The 18,899-nt window shown below is 54.2% G+C and carries 18 protein-coding genes and 1 pseudogene; 11 read left to right on the top strand and 8 right to left on the bottom strand.

The window, feature by feature from the left end; all coding sequences use genetic code 11:
* The first annotated feature begins 48 nt into the window (after positions 1-48).
* Positions 49-1,398 (top strand): GntP family transporter, encoded by a 1,350-nt coding sequence (locus AB6T85_RS02360; protein ID WP_253454097.1) that lies wholly within the window; start codon positions 49-51, stop codon positions 1,396-1,398.
* Positions 1,399-1,445: 47 nt separating this feature from the next.
* Here AB6T85_RS02360 and AB6T85_RS02355 read toward each other — a convergent pair whose 3' ends face one another.
* Positions 1,446-3,980, bottom strand: coding sequence for an excinuclease ABC subunit UvrA (locus tag AB6T85_RS02355; protein ID WP_369894710.1), 2,535 nt, complete (start codon positions 3,978-3,980; stop codon positions 1,446-1,448).
* Between the two features lie 225 nt (positions 3,981-4,205).
* On the opposite strand from AB6T85_RS02355, the gene AB6T85_RS02350 reads away from it, so the two are divergent.
* From AB6T85_RS02350 to AB6T85_RS02330, 5 genes are all read left to right on the top strand, one after another.
* Positions 4,206-4,769 carry a peroxiredoxin gene (locus AB6T85_RS02350; protein ID WP_253460979.1) on the top strand — a complete coding sequence of 188 codons (564 nt, stop codon included), beginning with the start codon at positions 4,206-4,208 and terminating at the stop codon, positions 4,767-4,769.
* Positions 4,770-4,784: 15 nt separating this feature from the next.
* Complete coding sequence (locus AB6T85_RS02345; RefSeq protein WP_253454093.1) at positions 4,785-6,023, top strand: protein-disulfide reductase DsbD family protein; 1,239 nt, start codon at positions 4,785-4,787, stop codon at positions 6,021-6,023.
* Between the two features lie 49 nt (positions 6,024-6,072).
* Positions 6,073-6,621, top strand: a complete 549-nt coding sequence (locus tag AB6T85_RS02340) for a sigma-70 family RNA polymerase sigma factor (RefSeq protein ID WP_369894709.1) — start codon at positions 6,073-6,075, stop codon at positions 6,619-6,621.
* Positions 6,608-7,243, top strand: coding sequence for a DUF1109 domain-containing protein (locus AB6T85_RS02335; protein ID WP_369894708.1), 636 nt, complete (start codon positions 6,608-6,610; stop codon positions 7,241-7,243). Before AB6T85_RS02340 ends, AB6T85_RS02335 begins: the two co-directional genes overlap by 14 nt.
* A 447-nt stretch (positions 7,244-7,690) precedes the next feature.
* The gene (locus tag AB6T85_RS02330; RefSeq protein ID WP_125287582.1) at positions 7,691-8,773 is read left to right on the top strand and encodes a type I restriction endonuclease; all 1,083 of its coding nucleotides are present in this window, start codon (positions 7,691-7,693) and stop codon (positions 8,771-8,773) included.
* Positions 8,774-8,823: 50 nt separating this feature from the next.
* On the opposite strand, the gene AB6T85_RS02325 is transcribed toward AB6T85_RS02330, so the two are convergent.
* Both AB6T85_RS02325 and AB6T85_RS02320 read right to left on the bottom strand, forming a co-directional pair.
* Positions 8,824-10,011: a pyridoxal phosphate-dependent aminotransferase gene (locus AB6T85_RS02325; RefSeq protein WP_369894707.1), complete on the bottom strand. Its 1,188-nt coding sequence runs from the start codon at positions 10,009-10,011 to the stop codon at positions 8,824-8,826.
* A 292-nt stretch (positions 10,012-10,303) separates the two neighbouring features.
* The gene (locus AB6T85_RS02320) at positions 10,304-11,590 is read right to left on the bottom strand and encodes a methyl-accepting chemotaxis protein (RefSeq protein WP_301250786.1); all 1,287 of its coding nucleotides are present in this window, start codon (positions 11,588-11,590) and stop codon (positions 10,304-10,306) included.
* 403 nt (positions 11,591-11,993) lie between these two features.
* Here AB6T85_RS02320 and AB6T85_RS02315 point away from each other — a divergent pair, with 403 nt between their 5' ends.
* The 5 genes and pseudogenes from AB6T85_RS02315 to AB6T85_RS02295 all read left to right on the top strand — a co-directional run bounded on the left by AB6T85_RS02315 (position 11,994) and on the right by AB6T85_RS02295 (position 15,753).
* Positions 11,994-12,278, top strand: coding sequence for a VF530 family protein (locus tag AB6T85_RS02315; RefSeq protein WP_369894706.1), 285 nt, complete (start codon positions 11,994-11,996; stop codon positions 12,276-12,278).
* A 142-nt stretch (positions 12,279-12,420) separates the two neighbouring features.
* Positions 12,421-13,787 (top strand): annotated as a pseudogene (locus tag AB6T85_RS02310) (sugar porter family MFS transporter).
* A gap of 109 nt (positions 13,788-13,896) precedes the next feature.
* Positions 13,897-14,457 (top strand): hypothetical protein, encoded by a 561-nt coding sequence (locus AB6T85_RS02305; RefSeq protein ID WP_369894705.1) that lies wholly within the window; start codon positions 13,897-13,899, stop codon positions 14,455-14,457.
* 16 nt (positions 14,458-14,473) lie between these two features.
* Positions 14,474-14,956, top strand: a complete 483-nt coding sequence (locus tag AB6T85_RS02300; protein WP_369894704.1) for a hypothetical protein — start codon at positions 14,474-14,476, stop codon at positions 14,954-14,956.
* Positions 14,957-15,399: 443 nt separating this feature from the next.
* Positions 15,400-15,753 (top strand): hypothetical protein, encoded by a 354-nt coding sequence (locus tag AB6T85_RS02295; RefSeq protein WP_369894703.1) that lies wholly within the window; start codon positions 15,400-15,402, stop codon positions 15,751-15,753.
* A gap of 112 nt (positions 15,754-15,865) precedes the next feature.
* On the opposite strand, the gene AB6T85_RS02290 is transcribed toward AB6T85_RS02295, so the two are convergent.
* From AB6T85_RS02290 to AB6T85_RS02270, 5 genes are all read right to left on the bottom strand, one after another.
* Positions 15,866-17,032: a zinc-dependent alcohol dehydrogenase gene (locus AB6T85_RS02290; RefSeq protein ID WP_253454077.1), complete on the bottom strand. Its 1,167-nt coding sequence runs from the start codon at positions 17,030-17,032 to the stop codon at positions 15,866-15,868.
* Positions 17,033-17,563: an SRPBCC family protein gene (locus AB6T85_RS02285; protein WP_369894702.1), complete on the bottom strand. Its 531-nt coding sequence runs from the start codon at positions 17,561-17,563 to the stop codon at positions 17,033-17,035.
* 125 nt (positions 17,564-17,688) lie between these two features.
* On the bottom strand, positions 17,689-17,985 hold the full coding sequence (locus AB6T85_RS02280) for a hypothetical protein (protein ID WP_369894701.1): 297 nt from the start codon (positions 17,983-17,985) through the stop codon (positions 17,689-17,691).
* A 54-nt stretch (positions 17,986-18,039) separates the two neighbouring features.
* Positions 18,040-18,486, bottom strand: a complete 447-nt coding sequence (locus AB6T85_RS02275; protein WP_369894700.1) for an NUDIX hydrolase — start codon at positions 18,484-18,486, stop codon at positions 18,040-18,042.
* Positions 18,487-18,503: 17 nt separating this feature from the next.
* Positions 18,504-18,857, bottom strand: coding sequence for an MmcQ/YjbR family DNA-binding protein (locus AB6T85_RS02270; RefSeq protein ID WP_369894699.1), 354 nt, complete (start codon positions 18,855-18,857; stop codon positions 18,504-18,506).
* Between the last annotated feature and the right edge of the window lie 42 nt (positions 18,858-18,899).

Below are 18,899 nucleotides of genomic sequence, written 5' to 3'. Positions count from 1 at the left end.
CTTTACCTGCACCGGGTCTGTTAAAACGATAAGAATAGAAGGATTACCATGTCCACCGCTATGCTGTTAGCCATCGCGACCGCCAGCGTCGTTGTTCTGCTGCTGCTGGTCATTAAAGCCAAAGTCCATCCCTTCGTTGCGCTGTTGATTGTGAGCCTGCTGGTCGCTATCGCCACCGGCATTCCGTCTGAAAAAATCATGGAAATCATTATGAGCGGCATGGGCGGGCTGCTCGGTCATATCGCTATTATCATCGTACTGGGCGCGATGCTCGGCGCGATTATTGAGGCATCGGGCGGCGCAGAGTCGCTTGCGCAGCGTTTCAGCAAGACGCTGGGCATCCGGCGCACCGTAGCGGCGCTGACCATGGCGGCGTTTATCCTGGGGATCCCGGTGTTTTTTGAAGTCGGCTTTATTATCGTGATCCCGCTGATCTACGGCTTCAGCAAAGTTGCGCGCGTCTCACCGATCAAGTTCGGTTTGCCGATGGCGGGCGTCATGCTGACGGTGCACGTGGCGCTGCCTACGCATCCTGGCCCGGCGGCGGCGGCCGGGATCCTGCACACTGATATGGGCTGGCTGATGCTGCTGGGCCTGGTAATTTCGATCCCGGTGGGCATTGTCGGCTACTTGGTGGCGAAGGCGATGAATCGCCAGCGCTTCCAGCTGTCGGTGGAGGTACTGGAAAGCCTGCAAATGGCGAAGCCGGAAGGCGCAGAGAAAAAGAGCGAGACGCCGGGCGCGCTGATGATTTCTGGCCTGATCGTGGTGCCTATCGCGCTGATCGTGCTGGGTACGCTGGCGCATTCGCTGCTGGCGGAAGAGAGCCTGCTGCGTAAGGTGATGACGGTGATCGGCACGCCGCCGATAGCGTTACTTATCGCGCTGGCGCTGGCCGCGTGGCTGCTGGGATTGCGTCGCGGCTGGAGCAAAGACAAGCTGGAAGATCTGACCGGCCGCGCCATTCCGGGATCGGCCAGCGTGATCCTGGTGGCGGGCGCGGGCGGCGCATTTGGCAAAGTGCTGGTAGAGTCGGGCGTAGGTAAAGCGCTGGCGTTAACACTGGAAACGCTGCATCTGCCGCTGGTGCCGGCGGCGTTTATCCTGTCGCTGGCGCTGCGCGCCTCGCAGGGATCGGCCACGGTAGCGATCCTGACCACCAGCGGCTTGCTGACGTCGGCGGTGGGCGGCGCAAACGAGATGGACAGGGTGCTGGTGACGCTGGCCGCCTGCTTTGGCGGGCTGGGCCTGTCGCACGTGAACGATGCGGGCTTCTGGGTGGTAACGCGCTATCTGGGGCTGTCCGTGGTCGACGGTCTGAAAACCTGGACGGTGTTAACCACGGTGATGGGCCTGAGCGGCTTTGCGCTGACGTGGCTGGTGTGGGCGCTGGTCTGACCGGAGTGATAAAGGAGGAAGGGGTACTTTCCTTCCTCCTTTAAGGCTTACTGCGGATCGGCGGTTCTTTTTTCCAGCTTGCTGGCCAGATAAGGCGCGGTCAGGCTCTCAGCCGCCTGGCTGACCGTTTCAGGTGTTCCAGCCGCCACGACGCGGCCGCCGTTACTCCCGGAACCCGGCCCTAAATCGATCACCCAGTCCGCCTCGGCGGCGATGCGCATATCATGTTCGGCCATGATAACGGTATCGCCACGCTGCACCAGCCGATCCAGCACGCCCAGCAGTTTATCCGTATCGGAAGGATGGAGGCCCGAAGATGGCTCGTCCAGCAGATAAAGCGTTTTCCCCCGCTGCGCGCGCTGAAGCTCCCAGGCCAGCTTGATGCGCTGGCATTCGCCGCCGGATAATTCCGTGGCCGGCTGGCCTAATTTCAGGTATCCCAGCCCCAGGGCGGTAAGCGCCGTTAAAGAACGCTGAATGGTGTCATTGCCTTCAAAAACGGTAACGGCCTCATCCACGGTCAGATCGAGGACGTCAGCAACTGTTCGGTTTTGCCACCGTATCTTCAGCGTTTCCTCGTTGTAGCGGGCGCCGCCGCAGGCGGAACAGGGCGCGCTTACGCCCGGCATAAACATCAGTTCAATGGTGATTTGCCCCTGGCCTTCGCAGACCGGACAGCGCCCCTCGGGCAGATTGAAAGAGAACCGGCTCGCGGTAAAGCCTCGCCGTTTTGCCTCGTCGGTTTCTGCAAACAGCTTACGCACAGTGTCAAAAAAGCCGGTGTACGTTGCCAGGTTGGAACGAGGCGTGCGTCCGATAGGGCGCTGATCGATGCGGATCAGCCTTTTAAGGCTGTCGCCTCCGGCAACAATGTTCCCCTGCACATCTGACGTCTCGCCTTCTTCCCCGGCCTCTTCATCCCCCGGCGTGTTATCCAGCCGTGCCAGCAAGCCCGGCAGGACGCGGGTCAGCAACGTTGATTTCCCCGAACCCGATACGCCGGTGATCACGGTCATGCTTTCAAGGGGAATGGCCACATCAAGCGCGGAAATATTGTTGCAGCTAACCTGTTCCAGCCTGAGCCAGCTGGCCGGGGTGTTACGCTGGCGTAAACCCGGCTGCTGCTGGCTGAACAAATAAGGCGCTGTACGTGACGCTGTCACTTTCTCCAGCCCGTCCGGCACACCGTTATAGACGATTTCGCCTCCCTGGCGGCCCGGCCCTGGCCCCACCTCAATCAGCCAGTCGGCTTCGGCAATCACATCAAGATTGTGTTCTACAATCGCCAGCGAGTTGCCGGCCTCAAGCAGCGAACGCAGGGAATGTAGCAGTGCCTGCACATCGTCCGGATGCAGCCCGGCGGAAGGCTCATCCAGCACGTACAGCACCCCGAAAAGCTGTGAAATAAGCTGGGTCGCCAGCCGTATCCGCTGAAGCTCTCCGGAAGAGAGCATGGTGGTCTGCCGTCCCAGAGCAAGGTGGCCCAGCCCCAGCTTCTCAAGCTGATCAAGACGGCCGCAGATGTCCGACGCCATTCTTGTGGTGGCTTCCCGCAGCGCCGTTTCCTTTGGCAAAGAAGCAGCCTCGCCCTCGGCAAACGGCAGCAACAGCGTTTTCAGCTGTGTCAGGGTCAGCTCGCCCATCCCGGCGATATCGTAGCCGGCAAAGGTGACGGCCAGGGCGTTTGGGTTAAGCTTTTTCCCCTGACAGGCGGGACAAGGCGCCGTGGCGATAAAGGGGGAAAGCCGCTTTTTAACGGACTCTTTTCCGCCGGCATAGCTTTGCAGCAGATATCTTTTGGCGCTGGTGTAGGTGCCGGTATAGTCAGGTTTCATCCCGGCCGCGATCGCCGCTTTTTGCTGCTTAGCATTCATATCCGGAAACACGGGCACGGAGGGTTGCTCATCGGTAAACAGTATCCACTGCCGGTCCTTTGCCGATAAGGTTTTCCACGGCGCATCCACGTCGTAGTCGAGCATTTCAAGAATGGTGCGCAGGTTTTTTGCTCCCCAGCCGTTTGGCCACGCGGCTATCGCGCCTTCGCGAATACTTAACGACTCATCAGGCACCAGCGCATCGGCTTTCACTTCATGCGTCCTGCCCGTGCCCTGACACAGCGTACAGGCACCCTGCGGATTATTGGGCGAGAACGCCTCGGCAGGCATAAACGGGATCCCCTCAGGGTAATGCCCGGCACGGGAAAAAAGCAGGCGGAGCGTGACCGAAATACGGGTCAGGCTGCCTACCGTGGAGCGCTCCTGAGCGCCTGCGCGACTCTGCTGGAGCGCGACGGCCGGCGGCAACCCGTCGATGTTGTCCACGTCCGGCACCGGAGCCTGCTCAATCAGGTGGCGCACGTGTGGCGCGACGGATTCCAGATACCTTCGCTGCGCTTCCGCATAGAGCGTATCGAAAGCCAGTGAGGATTTGCCCGAGCCGGAGACGCCAGTAAAGATGACGATGGCATCGCGAGGGAAAGAGAGTGAGACATCTTTCAGATTGTGTGTTCTCGCTCCGTGTACGCTTACGTCAGTGCTGTCGACTTTCTGTTGAGCGGCGCGTTCAGTTCTGGTCGGCGTCATAGTATCCCTGTAAAAATTGATGTGGCTGACAGTATCGGGGCGTTCAAAGCAGGCCCGATCCTGAATGGCGTGCAGGAAAGGGTAGTTCTGTTAAGGCGATCACACAATTCGCCTCAGTCAGGCGAATTGCTAAAATTTTTTTTATCTCAGCGAAACTTTTCCCTGTTGTTCGACGAACCTCTGGTTAAGGAGATGGTTTCCTTTCACCTGTCGAATAATGGAGAGATGTTTATGCGTATGAACCTGAAAGCCCTGACCGCCGCCACGCTGCTGGCGCTTACCTTACCCATGACCAGCGCCTTTGCCGCCCTGCAGGTCGGTGAAAAAGCGCCGGACTTTAAGCTTGATGCCGCGCTGGCCGGTAAATCGACCACGTTCTCGCTGCAGCAGGCGCTGCAAAAAGGCCCGGTGGTGCTCTATTTCTTCCCGGCCGCGTTTAGCGCAGGCTGTACCCTGGAAGCGCATGACTTTGCCGAAGCGACCGATGAGTTTAACAAGCAGGGCGCGACGGTGATTGGCGTGACGGCAGGCAATACCGATCAGATTGCTAAATTTTCCCAGCTGGAATGCCGCGATAAATTTACCGTAGCCGCCGATCCGGGTGCGAAAGTCGCGACGGAATATAAAAATACGCTGGAGATGAAAGGGAAAACCTATTCCGACCGCACTTCCTATGTGATTGCGCCGGACGGCAAGATCCTGCTCAGCTATACCGACAAAAATCCGGACGCGCATATTCAAAAAGCGATGGACGCGGTGAAAAAATATCGCCAGGCCAACCCGGCATAACGGAGTAGGTTTATCATGCTGACTGCTATCGCTGCCGCCTTCCTGGGCGGCCTTATCCTGAATTTAATGCCGTGCGTGTTTCCGGTGATTTCGCTGAAGGCGCTGAGCCTGCTGCGCCATCATGACAGGCCTGCACAGGCTCGTGCCGAAGGCCTGGCGTTTCTGCTCGGCGTGGTGGTGACCATGGTGGCGCTGGTGGGCGTGCTGCTGCTGGCGCGGGCGGGCGGATCGTCGGTCGGCTGGGGATTTCAGCTTCAGTCGCCGCTGGTGATCGCGCTGCTGATCCTGGTGATGCTTGGCTCGGCCCTCAATCTTTTTGGGCTTTTTGAGGTCGGGCTTTCGGTGCAGCGGGTAGGGGGAATAGGCGGCGATCGCGGCGGTCTGACCGGCTCTGCGCTGACCGGCGCGCTGGCAATTATTGTGGCGACGCCCTGTAGCGCGCCCTTTATGGCCAGCGCGGTCGGCTATGCGCTGACTCAGCCGCCGGTGGTCAGCCTGATTATCTTTATCTCGCTGGCGCTGGGATTTGCTGCACCTTTTACGCTGATTTCTTTTTTTCCGGTGCTGGCGAAAGTGCTGCCTGCGCCCGGCGCCTGGATGTCGACGCTGAAACAGGGGCTGGCGTTTCCGATGCTGGGCGCGGTCGGCTGGCTGATTTGGGTGCTGGAGCGGCAGGCCGGCTCGGCGGCGCTGGCGGCTATCCTGGCCTGCTGTCTGCTGCTGAGCTTTGCCGCCTGGCTGTATGGCATGGCGCAAAAACGTCAGATGATGGGCAGGCGTCACTGGGCGCTGCATAGCGCAACCGTGGTATTTCTGCTGCTGGTGGCGGTGCCGCTGCTTAACCTTAACGCCACCGCCACGCCGCAAAACAGCGCCGAAACCGCACAGGCTGCGGCAGCCGTTGCCTGGACGCCGCAGAATGTCGAGGCGATTAAAGGGCAGGGCAAACCGATTCTGGTAAACTTTACGGCGTCCTGGTGTATTACCTGCCAGGTAAACGATCGCACGTCGCTTTCTACCCAGGCTGTTAAAGCAGCAATGGCGCGTACCGATACCATCTATATGGTTGCGGATTCCACTAAGTACAATCCGGATGTGGAACAGGCGCTGAGCGATTTCGGTCGGGGCGGACTGCCGCTTTATGTGGTTTATCCGGCAGACGGTGGCAAACCGGTCGTGCTGCCGCAGGTGCTGACGCCCAATATTGTTATCTCGGCGCTGGATCGCGCCACTGAACACGGGAAAAAATCGTGAGCAAGCGTAGTGACTACAAGCCCGGCAGATAACGTTTTGCAGGCGGGCAATGCCCATCACTGAGACGCAGCACTGGCCTGCGCTGATGGCGCGCGCGCAGGGCGGCGACCGCGAAGCCTATAACCGGCTGCTGAAAGCGATGGTACCTGCCATCCGCGCCTTTGCGCGTCAAAAAATCAGTGATGAAGCGCTGCTTGAAGATGTTATTCAGGAAACGCTGCTGGCGATCCATCGCGTCCGCCATACCTACGATCCGCAGCGTCCCGTTCTGCCCTGGGTAGCGGCGATTACCTCGGCCAGGGCGATTGACGCTCTGCGGCAGCGCGGCAGAAGTCAGGAAGTTCAGGACGAGGAGGCGGTAAACCGCCAGGCTGCTGTCCTGCCGGAAACGGATACCGATGGTCATGAACTGAATGGCTATCTGGACAGCCTGCCGGTAAGGCAGCGGGAAATTGTGGAATCCGTTCATCTGCGCGAACAGAGCCTTGCTCAGGCCGCGGCGGAAAGCAATCTGTCGATAGCCGCCGTAAAGTCGCTTTTGCATCGCGCAATGCTTAACCTTCGCAAATCAGGAAAAAGCAATCATGAGAAATCATGATCGGTTTATCGATCAACTTAGCGACTCGGCGCGGCCGGTTAAACGCCTCTGGCCTACGGGCTGGCGCGTGGCTGCCTGGATAGCGCTGGCCTTGCCCTGCGGCATGGTAAGCAGCTGGGCGCTGCACAGCAGATTCACCGACTGGTCACGGCCCGATGCGCTGCCTGCGCTGCTAAGCCTGCTGCTGTCTTTTATTCTTGGCAGCGGCGCTATGGCGGGCGCGTTTACGCTCAGTCTGGCCGGGCGACCACCTGTTCGTCTGAAATGGCTGGGCCTGCTGGCGCTCATCTGGCTGGCGCTTAATTTAGGTAATATGACGGCCACCTTACCGCCGGGCGACGGACAGTTTGGCGAGGGCGTACACTGTTATCTGTTTATGCTGTCGGCCAGCCTGCCGATGATGGTGATTGCCGTAGCGGCGCTGCATCGTTCCCGCTCGCTTTATCCGGGCAAAAGTCTGGCGCTGGCGGGCGGCGGCATCGCCTTTATGTCATCCATGCTGCTGTCGCTGTGCCATCAAACGCATCTGCATATGCTGGATTTCATTATGCACCTGGCCGCGGGCATCACGATTATCGCCGTGACCGTGCTGGCGGGAAGGCGCTGGATCCGGCTGGATTAATGACAGGACACCATAGAGACAGGGAATGGATTCAATTTATATAGATAATTTTTTCCTGTACTCACTGAAGCTGCATTTATAAAATATTTGGTAACCAGCGGTATCTGTTAAATATGACGGCTTTACATAAATCATCAGCCCAGTGCACGGTTCCTGATCGGGGCCGGCACTCCCCTTAGTGTAAAAAAATTGAGTAATGATCTTCGGCCAAACTCTTATCGTCATGCGCAATAAGTGGTAATCGTCTCGCTTATATCTGTTGACAAAGATTGCGCCATCGCTTATATCATAAGCAATATTCAGCTTTATGTTTCTGCTGAAGATAAAATTTAGCATTTTTAAAATTTTTTAGTCAAAAACGCCATTTATATTTAATTAACATCAAACCATATCTCAATACAGTATCAGCCGGGGCTGGGTCCAGGCTTAAAACGCTAATGGTGATGAATGGAAATTTTAGATGAATTGAACGCACTCGCAGCAAAAATAAAGCAGCAATCACTTTTAATCCAAACAGAAGAGGCAACCAAAAGTGCATTAGTTATGCCCTTTATAAGCAAGATATTAGGGTATGACGTGTTTAATCCAACAGAGGTCATTCCAGAATTTATTTGCGATGTAGGCACAAAAAAAGGGGAGAAAATTGACTATGCAATTGTCAGGGATGATGAAATTCAGATGCTTGTTGAGTGTAAGAAAATAGGCGACTCGCTTAACATTAAACATGCTTCCCAACTTTTTAGATATTTCCATGTTACTACTGCAAGGATATCCATCCTCACCAATGGGCAAGTCTACAAGTTTTTTACTGACCTGGATGCGCCTAATAAGATGGATGAGAAACCTTTCCTTGAGTTGGATCTCCTTAACATTGACGAACATGTTGTTCCCGAGCTATTAAAGCTAACCAGAAGCGCTTTCGATGTCGAATCTATAGTGAATGCCGCTGGGGAACTTAAGTATGTAAGCCAAATCAAAAAGATAATCTCAGCCCAGTTTCAAAATCCTGAAGACGATTTTGTTAAACTTGTAGGATCTCGCGTGTACGAGGGCGTTTTTACGCAAAAGGTTAAAGAACTTTTCTTTGTCTTGACAAAAAAAGCGGCAAGCCAATGGCTGAATGACCAGGTTAATGAGAGACTTAAATCTGCCATTAGCGGTAGTGTAACAACGAAGTCTGAAAAGGATTCTAATGGTCTACTTAATGAAGGCGATACTCCTCAGCCTGAAGATGATGACGGTATTATCACAACAGCGGAGGAAATTGAGGGGTTCCATATAGTTAAATCTATTATCAGAAAACATATCTCTTCAGAAAGGATATCTTACAGGGATACACGAAGCTATTTTGGCATTCTGATAGATGATAATAACAGAAAGCCGATATGTCGTTTGCACCTGAATCGCAGCCAAAAATATCTTAGCCTGTTTGACGCAAACAAAGTTGAAACCCGACATCCGATTACTACGCTTGATGAAATTTATGATTTTACTGAAACGCTTGTTGAAACTGCGTTGCGATATAAATAGCACAGGGGGAGCCTCATCGCTCCCCTGAACTATACAAGAATAGCCAAAAACTATACCCAGTCCTTCTTACGGAATTCACGCAGCTTATCGGCGACCCACTGCATTTCTTCCGGTGTACCAAGCGAAATCCGGCACCAGCTGTCGGCTGGTGGAAAAGCGCGGCCGACCAGTACGCCAGACTCTGCCATCCGCTTTTGATACGTTTGCAGCGGCGTTCTGAGCTGGTGGAAAACAAAGTTTCCCTCAGACGGCAGGTAAGGGAGCTGTAGCTCGTCCAGCGCTTTCACTAAAATCTGACGGGAAAGATCGTTGCTCTTTTTGCTGTATGCGATAAACGCATGGTCATCCATAGAAGCCAACGCCGCATCAACGCCGCAGAAATTTATCTTTTCTCCGGCAACATGCTTTTCGAGCCGCGCAATTGCATCCGGGTGCGCCACCGCATAGCCGACGCGCATTCCGGCCATAGCGTGAATTTTAGAAAAGGTCTTCAGCAGAATAATATTATCCATGCCTTGCGCAATCAGCGGCGAGACGGAGCGGAAACGTTGGTCGTTAACAAACTCGGCGTAGGCTTCATCAACAATAAACATCGTATCGGCAGGCTTGCTGGTTATCCATGGTTCAATCAAGTCGGCTGGGGTAATAGTCGCCGTCGGATTATTAGGGTTTACCAGATAAACCAGCGACGGGCCACGATGATTGGCTACGACCGCCTTCATTGCCGCAATATCAAATGCCCAGTTATCAAGCATCTTAACTTTAGCGATCTTCATACCGGCAATCTTTGCGAAATGTTCGCCATCGCCATAGGTCAATTCCGGGATAACCAGCTGCGATCCCTGTGGTGACCAGGCTTCCACCGCCGCCCGAATCCCTTCTGATGAGCCGGCGGTAAGCAATATGGCTGACGGGGAAACCTGGTGATGTTCAGCAACTTTTTGACGCAGCCCGATAATTTCCGCTTTAGCGTAGCGATTTGCTTTTAAGACGGCATCACGTGCGGCAGCCTGCGCTTTGGGCGACATGCCAAGCGGGTTTTCGTTGAAATTAATGCGGACAGGACGATCCGGCGTGGGCGGGGTAAAGGCTGATTTGCTGAGCGGTGCGGCGGCAAAGGTCGCAGCATTAAATCCGGCGGTTAGCGCCGCGCCGCCCGCCATGATGCCGGAAAGCTTCAGTAAGGATCTGCGTTTTGCATCCACGGCCTCGTGATCATTCACCATTACATTCATCATACATTCTCCTTTTTAATCGATGACGAAAAGGAGAATGCAGTAATTATGCCAGTTTCCGCGGCAGATGACCAAGCGCCGTTTGTTAACATCATGTAATAGCTGCAGAAGCCTGTTTTCCGGCGCAGGAGGAAGTTTGCTAAGCCCGAAGCCTAAAGATTGCAATCATAAGGCAGGTTTATTTATCACGCCCGTTAGCGCTTTAATGGTGCGCTTACGCACCAAAGGTTATCACTGCCCGTGAAAGCAGCAGAATAAGAAGAGCAGGGAGCCGCCTTGCTCCCTTTTCCTGTGCCTACACATCCAGCCGATGAATAACGCTGACAAACTGGTGCACGCCGCTGTTGATCTCCCGCAGGCTGCGCGAAAGCTCGCTGATTTTATCCTGCTCGGTGACCATAAACTGTTTGACTGAATCCAGCTCCTGGTACATCTGCTTAATCAGCTGCGTATTAACGTCCACCACGGCGGTAATTTTTTGCGTGGCGCTGGCGGTTGAAGCGGCAAGACGGCGAACTTCCGCCGCTACCACGCTAAACCCGCGGCCAGCTTCACCGGCACGAGCGGATTCTATCGCGGCGTTCAGCGCGAGGATATTGGTCTGCGAGGCGATAACGTTAATCGTATCGACCACTTCGCTGATGCTTTTTGCCGATGCGTTCAGCTGGGTGCCAATTTCCGTGGCGGCGCTTACCTGCAACGCGACCTGGCCGGAGTTCCGCACGGTTTCGTCCAGCACTTCATTAGCGTTATGGGTGATTTGCGAGGTTTGTTCCGACGTGGTGACCGCTATATCTGCCACGCGCTTCGCCGCCTCAACGCGGGCCGTAATATCTGAAGCCAGCTTGATAACCTTGCAGACTTTGCCGTCGGCGTCATAGATGGGGTTGTAGCTTGCCTCAAGCCAGATACGTTCGCCGCTGGCGGTTTTACGCTCAAAGCGGCCGACAAAATGCTGGCCTTTGCTGATTTTTTGCCAGAAATCGGGGTTTTCCCGGTAAAAGCTGTCATAACAAAAAATACGATGGTGCTGGTCAACGATGTCCGACAGCGCATAGCCCATATGGGTAAGGAAATTGCTGTTAGCGGTGATTATCTTGCCGTCAGTGGTAAATTCTATCACCGCCATAGAACGATCCAGCGCGGTGATCACCGCTTCTTTCTGCTCCAGCTCCTGATGGCGAGCGGTAATATCAGAGGCTATCTTGATGACCTTATAAACCTCACCCTTATCATCACAAACGGGGAAATAGGTGGCGCTAAGGTAAAAGCGCTGATGCTGTTTACTGAAACGTTCAAAGATACCCGTGACCGACTCGCCTGATGCCAGCGTTTGCCAGAAATGATGATATTCCGATGAGCGGACATAGTCCGTATCGCAAAAAATACGGTGATGCTTGCCCTGGATTTCGCTTAGCGAATAGCCGGTCATCTCCAGAAACTGCTGATTGGCGCTGAGAATTTCTCCATCGGGCAAAAACTCAATCCACGCCACATGCTGCTTAATCGCGTTAATGTCCTTAACAACGGCGCTGCCTTTAGATAAAGACAGGGAAAAACTCGATTTTTTTACACCAAACATAGACAACCCCAGGAAGTTTTCATGATCTCAATGATCCATTGCGGGCCTTTTATCCTCGCCAATGAATACTGTGCGCCGACCGCCAGCGCGGTGACGCATGATTTTCCCGGGTGGAACGTTTTATCCTTTGACTCTACAGAGCAAAGAACCGTGTCTCTTCTCGCACTTCGGTGCGGAGGCCGGGATTCTGTCTTGGTAAATTTCCTGATGTGTAGTAACGGGCCAATAAGCCTGTCTATAAACCACTATCGGCAGGCTGGAGAAAAATTTGAGTAAGATGTTTCAAAATGTGCGCTTTGAGCAAGGTTTTGCATAAAGCAGCGCCGCGTAATAAACACGCCCGGTTTGCACCTGACTATGACAGTCAGTATGGTAGCGGCATTATTTTCGCTGAGAGAACGCTATGACTAACCACACTTCAAAAGATCCGCTGCATGGCATGACGCTGGAAGCCATTATCAATGCGCTTGTCGCACGCTACGGTTGGGACGAAATGGGCAAACGCGTTAATATCAACTGCTTTAAAAGCGCCCCCAGCGTTAAATCCAGCCTGAAGTTTCTGCGTCGTACACCGTGGGCGCGGGCAGAGGTTGAGGCGTTATATATTGAATCGCTAAGCGATTCTGCCGAACCTGAACCACCTGCCGACAGCCCGTGGGCCAACTGGAAAAGCAAAAAAGAAGAGTAGGCAGCGGCTGCCTTGTTTTGCCTTCCGCATTATCCTGCCGCCGGTCGTATCTGAAAATGTGACCGGTAACGCATCGACACCCCGCTTATTTACATAAAGTTAACATTCTTGATGTAAATTGACTTAAGCGAGGAGATACGGCATGAAGGCCAGTAAAGTTTCAGGGAATCGGTTTACCTGGTTTGTCTGCATGATGGCGGCGCTATCGGGCCTGCTGTTCGGGCTTGATATCGGCGTTATTGCAGGCGCGCTGCCTTTTTTAGCGAAAGATTTGCATATCAGCAATCACGAGCAGGAATGGGTGGTCAGCTCGCTGATGTTTGGCGCAGCCATTGGCGCGCTGGCCGCCGGCTGGATGTCCTCGAAGCTGGGACGCAAAAAAAGCATGCTGGCCGGGGCCACGCTGTTTATTATCGGCTCGCTATGGTCGGCGCTTTCGCCGGATGTGGAATCGCTGATATTTTCTCGCGTTCTGTGGGCGTGGCATCTTATACCGCGCCTCTGTATCTTGCTGAAATTGCGCCGGAACGCATTCGCGGCTCTATGATCTCCATGTATCAACTGATGCTGACCACCGGCATTGTGGTGGCTTATCTTTCCGATACCGCCTTTAGCTATAGCGGCAGCTGGCGCTGGATGCTGGGCGTTATCGCTATCCCGGCGGTGATCCTGTTTATCGGCGTGCTGTTTCTGCCTAACAGCCCACGCTGGCTGGCTTCGCACGGGCGTTTTAACGAGGCGCAGCGCGTGCTGGATCGTCTGCGTAATACCAGCGAGCAGGCGAAGCAGGAGCTGGACGACATCCGGGAAAGCCTGAAGGTTAAACAGCACGGCTGGTCGTTGTTCAGAAACAACGGCAATTTTCGCCGTGCAGTATGGCTGGGGATGCTGTTGCAGCTGATGCAGCAATTTACCGGCATGAACGTGGTGATGTACTACGCGCCGAAAATTTTCGGCATCGCCGGTTTTTCCAGTACCGGCGAGCAAATGTGGGGAACGGTGATCGTCGGCATGGTCAACGTGCTGGCAACCTTAATCGCTATTGGTCTGGTCGACCGTTGGGGACGTAAGCCGATGCTTACGACCAGCTTCCTGGTGATGGCCATCGGTATGGGCGTGCTGGGCACGCTGCTGCATCTGGGCGTTGAAACCGATTTTCGTAAGTACTTTGCAATTGCGATGCTGCTGATCTTTATCGTCGGCTTTGCGATGGCAGCCGGCCCGGTGGTGTGGCTGCTGTGTTCGGAAATCCAGCCGCTGAAAGGCCGCGACTTTGGCATTACCGCCTCCACGACCACTAACTGGGTAGGTAATATGATCGTCGGCGCGACGTTTCTGACCATGCTGGAGAAGTTTGGTAATGCCAATACGTTCTGGTTCTACGCCGCGCTTAACCTGGCGTTTATCCTGCTGACGATATGGCTGGTGCCGGAAACCAAACACGTCACGCTGGAGCATATTGAGCGTAACCTGATGAAAGGCAAAGCGCTGCGGGATATCGGCGCCTGAAAAAGACGGTATCAAAGCCAGCTACGTGAATTCTGCAAGGCTCTGGCCCTGTAGATTTTACGTAGCGCGAGCGATTCAATGGGCAAATAAGCGTTTTTATGGATAAATAATGAGATATCAAGCCCGCTTTATGGAGCAAGCGATAACGGCCGGTGAAGTTAACATAGTTCATATCAATCCGTTTGCCGGACAGGGAAAAAAAGACAGAAGGGTGCTTATTAGTGATAATGGCGTGCCAGTCCTGGTTTTACAGCTTTATATCCGCGCTGATGAAGAAGGATTTTTGGTTTCCAGCGCGTTCTGCGACTTTCTGTGTAATGACCACTCTATAGCGATAATCTGCGGCGACCATCTACACATTGCAGAAATAATCTCAGGCCATTTCCGTAGTTTCCCGCTTGATGACTACGTTGGACACATTTATGCTGTTCCTGATATTAATTCTGTCAGGCTGCATGAGCATTTCCTTGTCGCTACCTACAGCTATGTTTTTCTGGTTCACCTGACTGAAGGCATTCTCTGGCAATCCGCACGATGCGCAATTGATGGCGTGACGCTGTCAGCAATTGAAAATGATGTGATTGAAGGCGAGGGCGACTGGGATCCGCCGGGAGGCTGGCAGCCGTTCCGGCTTTCACTTAAAACCGGTGAGCCGGTTTGCATGGACTAATAGCAAGGAGCGTACATTGAGAATTCATCACGACAATAAAGCCCAAAGACTTTACCGCCGGGTCAACACGACCACGCGGCATCGCTCGAACCACCCAAGCGCCGAGTATCGCCACGAAAGGAATAAAAAAAAGCTGCCTGCTGAAATGCTGCCGCAGCGCGAATCTATGCACGGCAGGCATCAGCGCGGGCTGGATTATTCCCCGTTGTTTTACTTTCTGCTCAGCAAGCTTGGGCAATGCTGGGATGAGGTGTACAGCGAGGCAAAAAGCCGGTTAGATAAACCCGAGCCCATATTCTGGATGGTGGCGCAGCATGAGCACCAGCAGCGCGAGTATGTTTGCTGCGGCGAGTTTAGCTTTTTCCCTGGCTTGTTTATTGATGAACAGGGAATGCTCCAACAGGTTAATCCGCAAATTTCAGCAGAGGATATCCCGGTAACGTGCCGTTGCTGCACGCATACTTTTCTTGGGGAAGTCGTGCCGTGGCGAGAAGAGTGAGCATTGAATTAAAACGGGTCAGCGTGAAGCGCCTTGCCCGGTAACGTAGCCCGTGTTGCCCCATGATGAAACGCTGCATACGGGCGGCGGATTTGCTCAAAGCCGCGCGGGAACGTCAACTGGGGAACAGGGTACAAAGAGCCGCCTTACGGCGACGATCCACATGACCAGTTTTGGATAAAAGCAGGGAATTGATTACGCGAGGAAAGGTAGCCGGACTGTCTGGCACGTCGTTAATTTAACATAATATACATTATGCGTACCAAAATAAAGCTACGTGAAAACTATGACTTACCGGCGGTTCATCCAATACGTTTTGGAAAAATACGATGAAAACCAGCTTGTCGCAAAGCTTAGCTCGCTGCATCAGCCCTGGCGGCTGAAGTCTATCAAATCGTTGCCGATAACCTCTACAGTGCTGTTTAACCCTTGATGGTGTTTGCATGAATAAAATTCTTCCACTGTTCGCTTTAGGCTTTTCCTTTTGCAGTTCCGCTGCTGTAGATTCCGGACCGGGAACATATGTGTGTGATATCCGCATAACCAGTTCCCGAACTGAAACGCTGGTATTACCGGAAGCGGCGCTTGTTCAGGATCATGGCAGTGACTATCAGGTGAAAATGCTTGGTAACGAAGTGGCGTCGCCAGAACTGGCAAGCGTGATGGGCGGAGTCAAACAGCAGGCCACCGTTAACGGGGTGACATTTTTCAGGCGAGCTAAATATGACGATCGCTTTATCATTGAAAACACCAACACGGGCTTCTTTTATCGCCTGAGGCACTGCAAAAAAATGTAGGGCGCCGCCAAAAACAGATAGCGGCGCCCTTTTCTTTCATTAATATCACCCCGTTCATGCCGGTAAACTGCTAGCCGCAACAACATTCCCGGCCATACCGCACGGCGAATGTTCAGGGAGCGAAAATCGCTCTGACGCAGCCGTCTTCCTTGTGCTTGAACATTTCATAGCCGCGCGGCGCGTCTTCCAGCGAGAAACGGTGCGTCGCCATAAACGCCGGATTCAGCTCGTTTTTCGCCACGTGATCCAGCAGCCGATGCATATAGCGCTGGCCATGCTGCTGCGCGGTGCGGATAGTCAGGCTTTTATTGATCATCAGCCCCAGCGGAAATTTATCCATCACGCCATATACGCCAAGAATGGCGATATTGCCGCCTTTGCGACAGGCATAGAGCGCCTGACGCAGCGCCGCGCCGACGTCCGTTTCCAGATGCAGCAGCTGTTTGGTTTTGTCGTATACCTGGCTTAAACCTTCACCTCGCGCCTCCATACCGACCGCATCGATGCAGCTGTCCGGGCCGCGTCCGCCGGTAAGTTCCAGCAGCGCCTCGTTGATATCCACCTGGGTATAATCCAGCGTGATGCTGCCGGCATAGTCGCGCGCCATCGCCAGCCGCTCCGGATAGCGATCGATGCCGATAACCTGATGCGCACCCATCAGCCATGCGCTCTGCTGCGCCATCAGGCCAACGCCGCCACAGCCCCAGACCACCACGGTGTCGCCAGGATGGATATTGCAGAAATCCGCGCCCATATAGCCCGTGGGCGCGGCGTCGGACAGAAACAGCGCCTGCTCATCGGTTACGCCATCCGGGATCACAAAGCAGTCATTATCAGCAAAAGGTACGCGAACGTATTCGGCATGGGAACCTGCGTAGCCGCCAAAAGCGTGGCTGTAGGCATAAATGCCGCCAGTCGGATGGCCCAGCACCGTCTCGCCTTTTTCCCATTGGGGATGGGTGTTATCGCAGCAGGAAGGCAGCTCATGCTGGCAATACCAGCATGAACCGCAGGAAATAAAGGAAGGAACCACCACCCGATCGCCACGGCGGATATTTTTCACCGCGCTGCCTACTTCAACCACCTCACCCATAAATTCATGACCAAGGATATCGCCCTCGCGCATGCTGGGGATCAGCCCGTCGATAACATGCAAATCGGAGCCGCAGGTGGTGGTCAGGATAACGCGAATAATGGCATCGTGAGGATTAAGCAGACCGGGATCCGCCACTGTTTCAACGCTGAGATCGTTAACGCCATTCCAGCAAAGTGCGCGCATTTATTTCTCCTTATCCTGACGTTCGGCATGGCGGCCAGCGGGCTGACCGTTAATCGTAGGGATCTCTCCGGTTTCGGCGAGGCTTTTAAAGCGATGCAGCGCGATGCTGGCAATCTCTTTAGGCAGCAGATCGAAAAAGGTGGTCACTTTTTTACCCAGGGTGCCGCCAGGCGGCGTGAAAGTCAGAGTTAATGCCAGCTCGGTTCCCCATTCGCCGGGCGCCGGCGTCAGCACCAGCTTGCCCTCGTTAGGGATATCAGCGCCTTCCAGCGACTGCCAGGCAATAATCTCACCCGGCTGCGCCTCTACGATACGGCTTTCCCAGGCATATTTTTTCCCGAGCGGGCCATCGATCTGCCAGTGCGCATCGCTTTTATTGATCGGCGTGACCTTTGCGAAATGGCTCATAATGCGCGGCAAGGTATCCGGCGCCAGCCAGAGAGCGAAAAGATCGGTGGCGGGAAGTCCTATGGATATCCAGCGGCGGAGCGTCAGTTCTTTAGCGGATTCAGGTAGCGGTTTTCTGGCCAAATGTTCCCCCTGTAAGGTACAAAAAGCGGTGTTCGATGTAGTTGAGTTAAGTTCAGAAAGGCGAATACTGCGAGCGAAATTGCGCTGTGCAGACGCAACAGGCGCCGGGCTATCCCCGGCAGGATTTATTGCTGGCTATTTTGCCAGTGCTGCTCGCAGTGCTCCCTGGCTTCGGCAGGCAGATCGCGCAGGTCCGGCAGGCTGTCGCCAGAGCCGTAACCCATCGCTTCGGTGGCTTCTTTCTGTTCATCCTCTGCGGCAAAGCTGAGCGTCTCATCCAGCTTTTGCCAGCCGCCGTCGTCTTTGCAGTAAATTACCGCATGGGTTGGCGTGCTCTCGTCATCGCCATAAATTTCATATTTCTGCACCGGCGCGTCTTCCGGGCCAAACTGTAGCGTGTCGATCAGAACTGAATCAGCCATCTTGCTTCTCCTCTGTGATTGAAAAGTAAGGGTAGTCTAAAGATTCAGGTGCTGTCAGGCGGATAGCGAAGCGAGGATGGTGGCCAGGCCCTGAGGATAGATAATCTCAGCGGTGATCTGTAACTCAGCCATGTGCCACCAGCTGTGGTCGCTGATAACACGCTTTTCATTACGACTCCAGCCGTGAGTGCTGATGGCGTGGCTTTGTACCCACACCACGTAAAATTTTTCCAGCGCCCTGACCTTCTCGCCATCCGGCAGCGTCATGACAAAACTTTGTTGCGCGATGCTGCTGCCCATATCGGCACAAACAATCCCGGTTTCTTCACGCAGCTCTCTGATGGCAGCCTGAGCAAAAGATTCGCCCTGCTCAACGCCGCCGCCGGGCGTTGCCCAATAGGTCTTTCCCACCAGCGCATCCGTTGTGTGGCGATATCTGAACAGCAATATCCGCTGGCCTTCATCAAGGATCAAAAGCCGGGCTGCCGGGCGAACACGCATCTTTATTTCCTTTTAAGTCAGAAAGTCAGGCCGTGGCTGTCTGCAAGTAATTCAAAGATTTCTGATGATGATAAAGGGCCGGAAAGAATCACGCTGATCCAGTGTCCTTTATTCATATGATAAGCGGGCAGAATGCCCTCTTTCAGACGCAGCGAACCGATGTGCTCCGGCCTGACTTTTACGTTAAGGATATCTACCCTCTCTTCATGCTTCAGCCCCAGTTTTGTACCGGACACGTTCATGACGATAGCGAACCATTTCTTGCCATTGGCATGACGAAGTACGGCATAACCCGGCTGGCTGCGCCAAAGGTATTCCGGTTCTGACTTAAAGTTTTCCCGAACGTAGCTGAATAATGTCTCTCTTTCCATGACGTCTCCTGCCACAAAAAATCGTCCCGGGATTATGCCCCT

It is taken from the genome of Erwinia aeris, assembly GCF_041224955.1.
GTDB lineage: Bacteria > Pseudomonadota > Gammaproteobacteria > Enterobacterales > Enterobacteriaceae > Erwinia > Erwinia aeris.
Note: the sequence above shows the minus strand (reverse complement) of the source record. Positions and strands in the feature narration are given on the sequence as shown.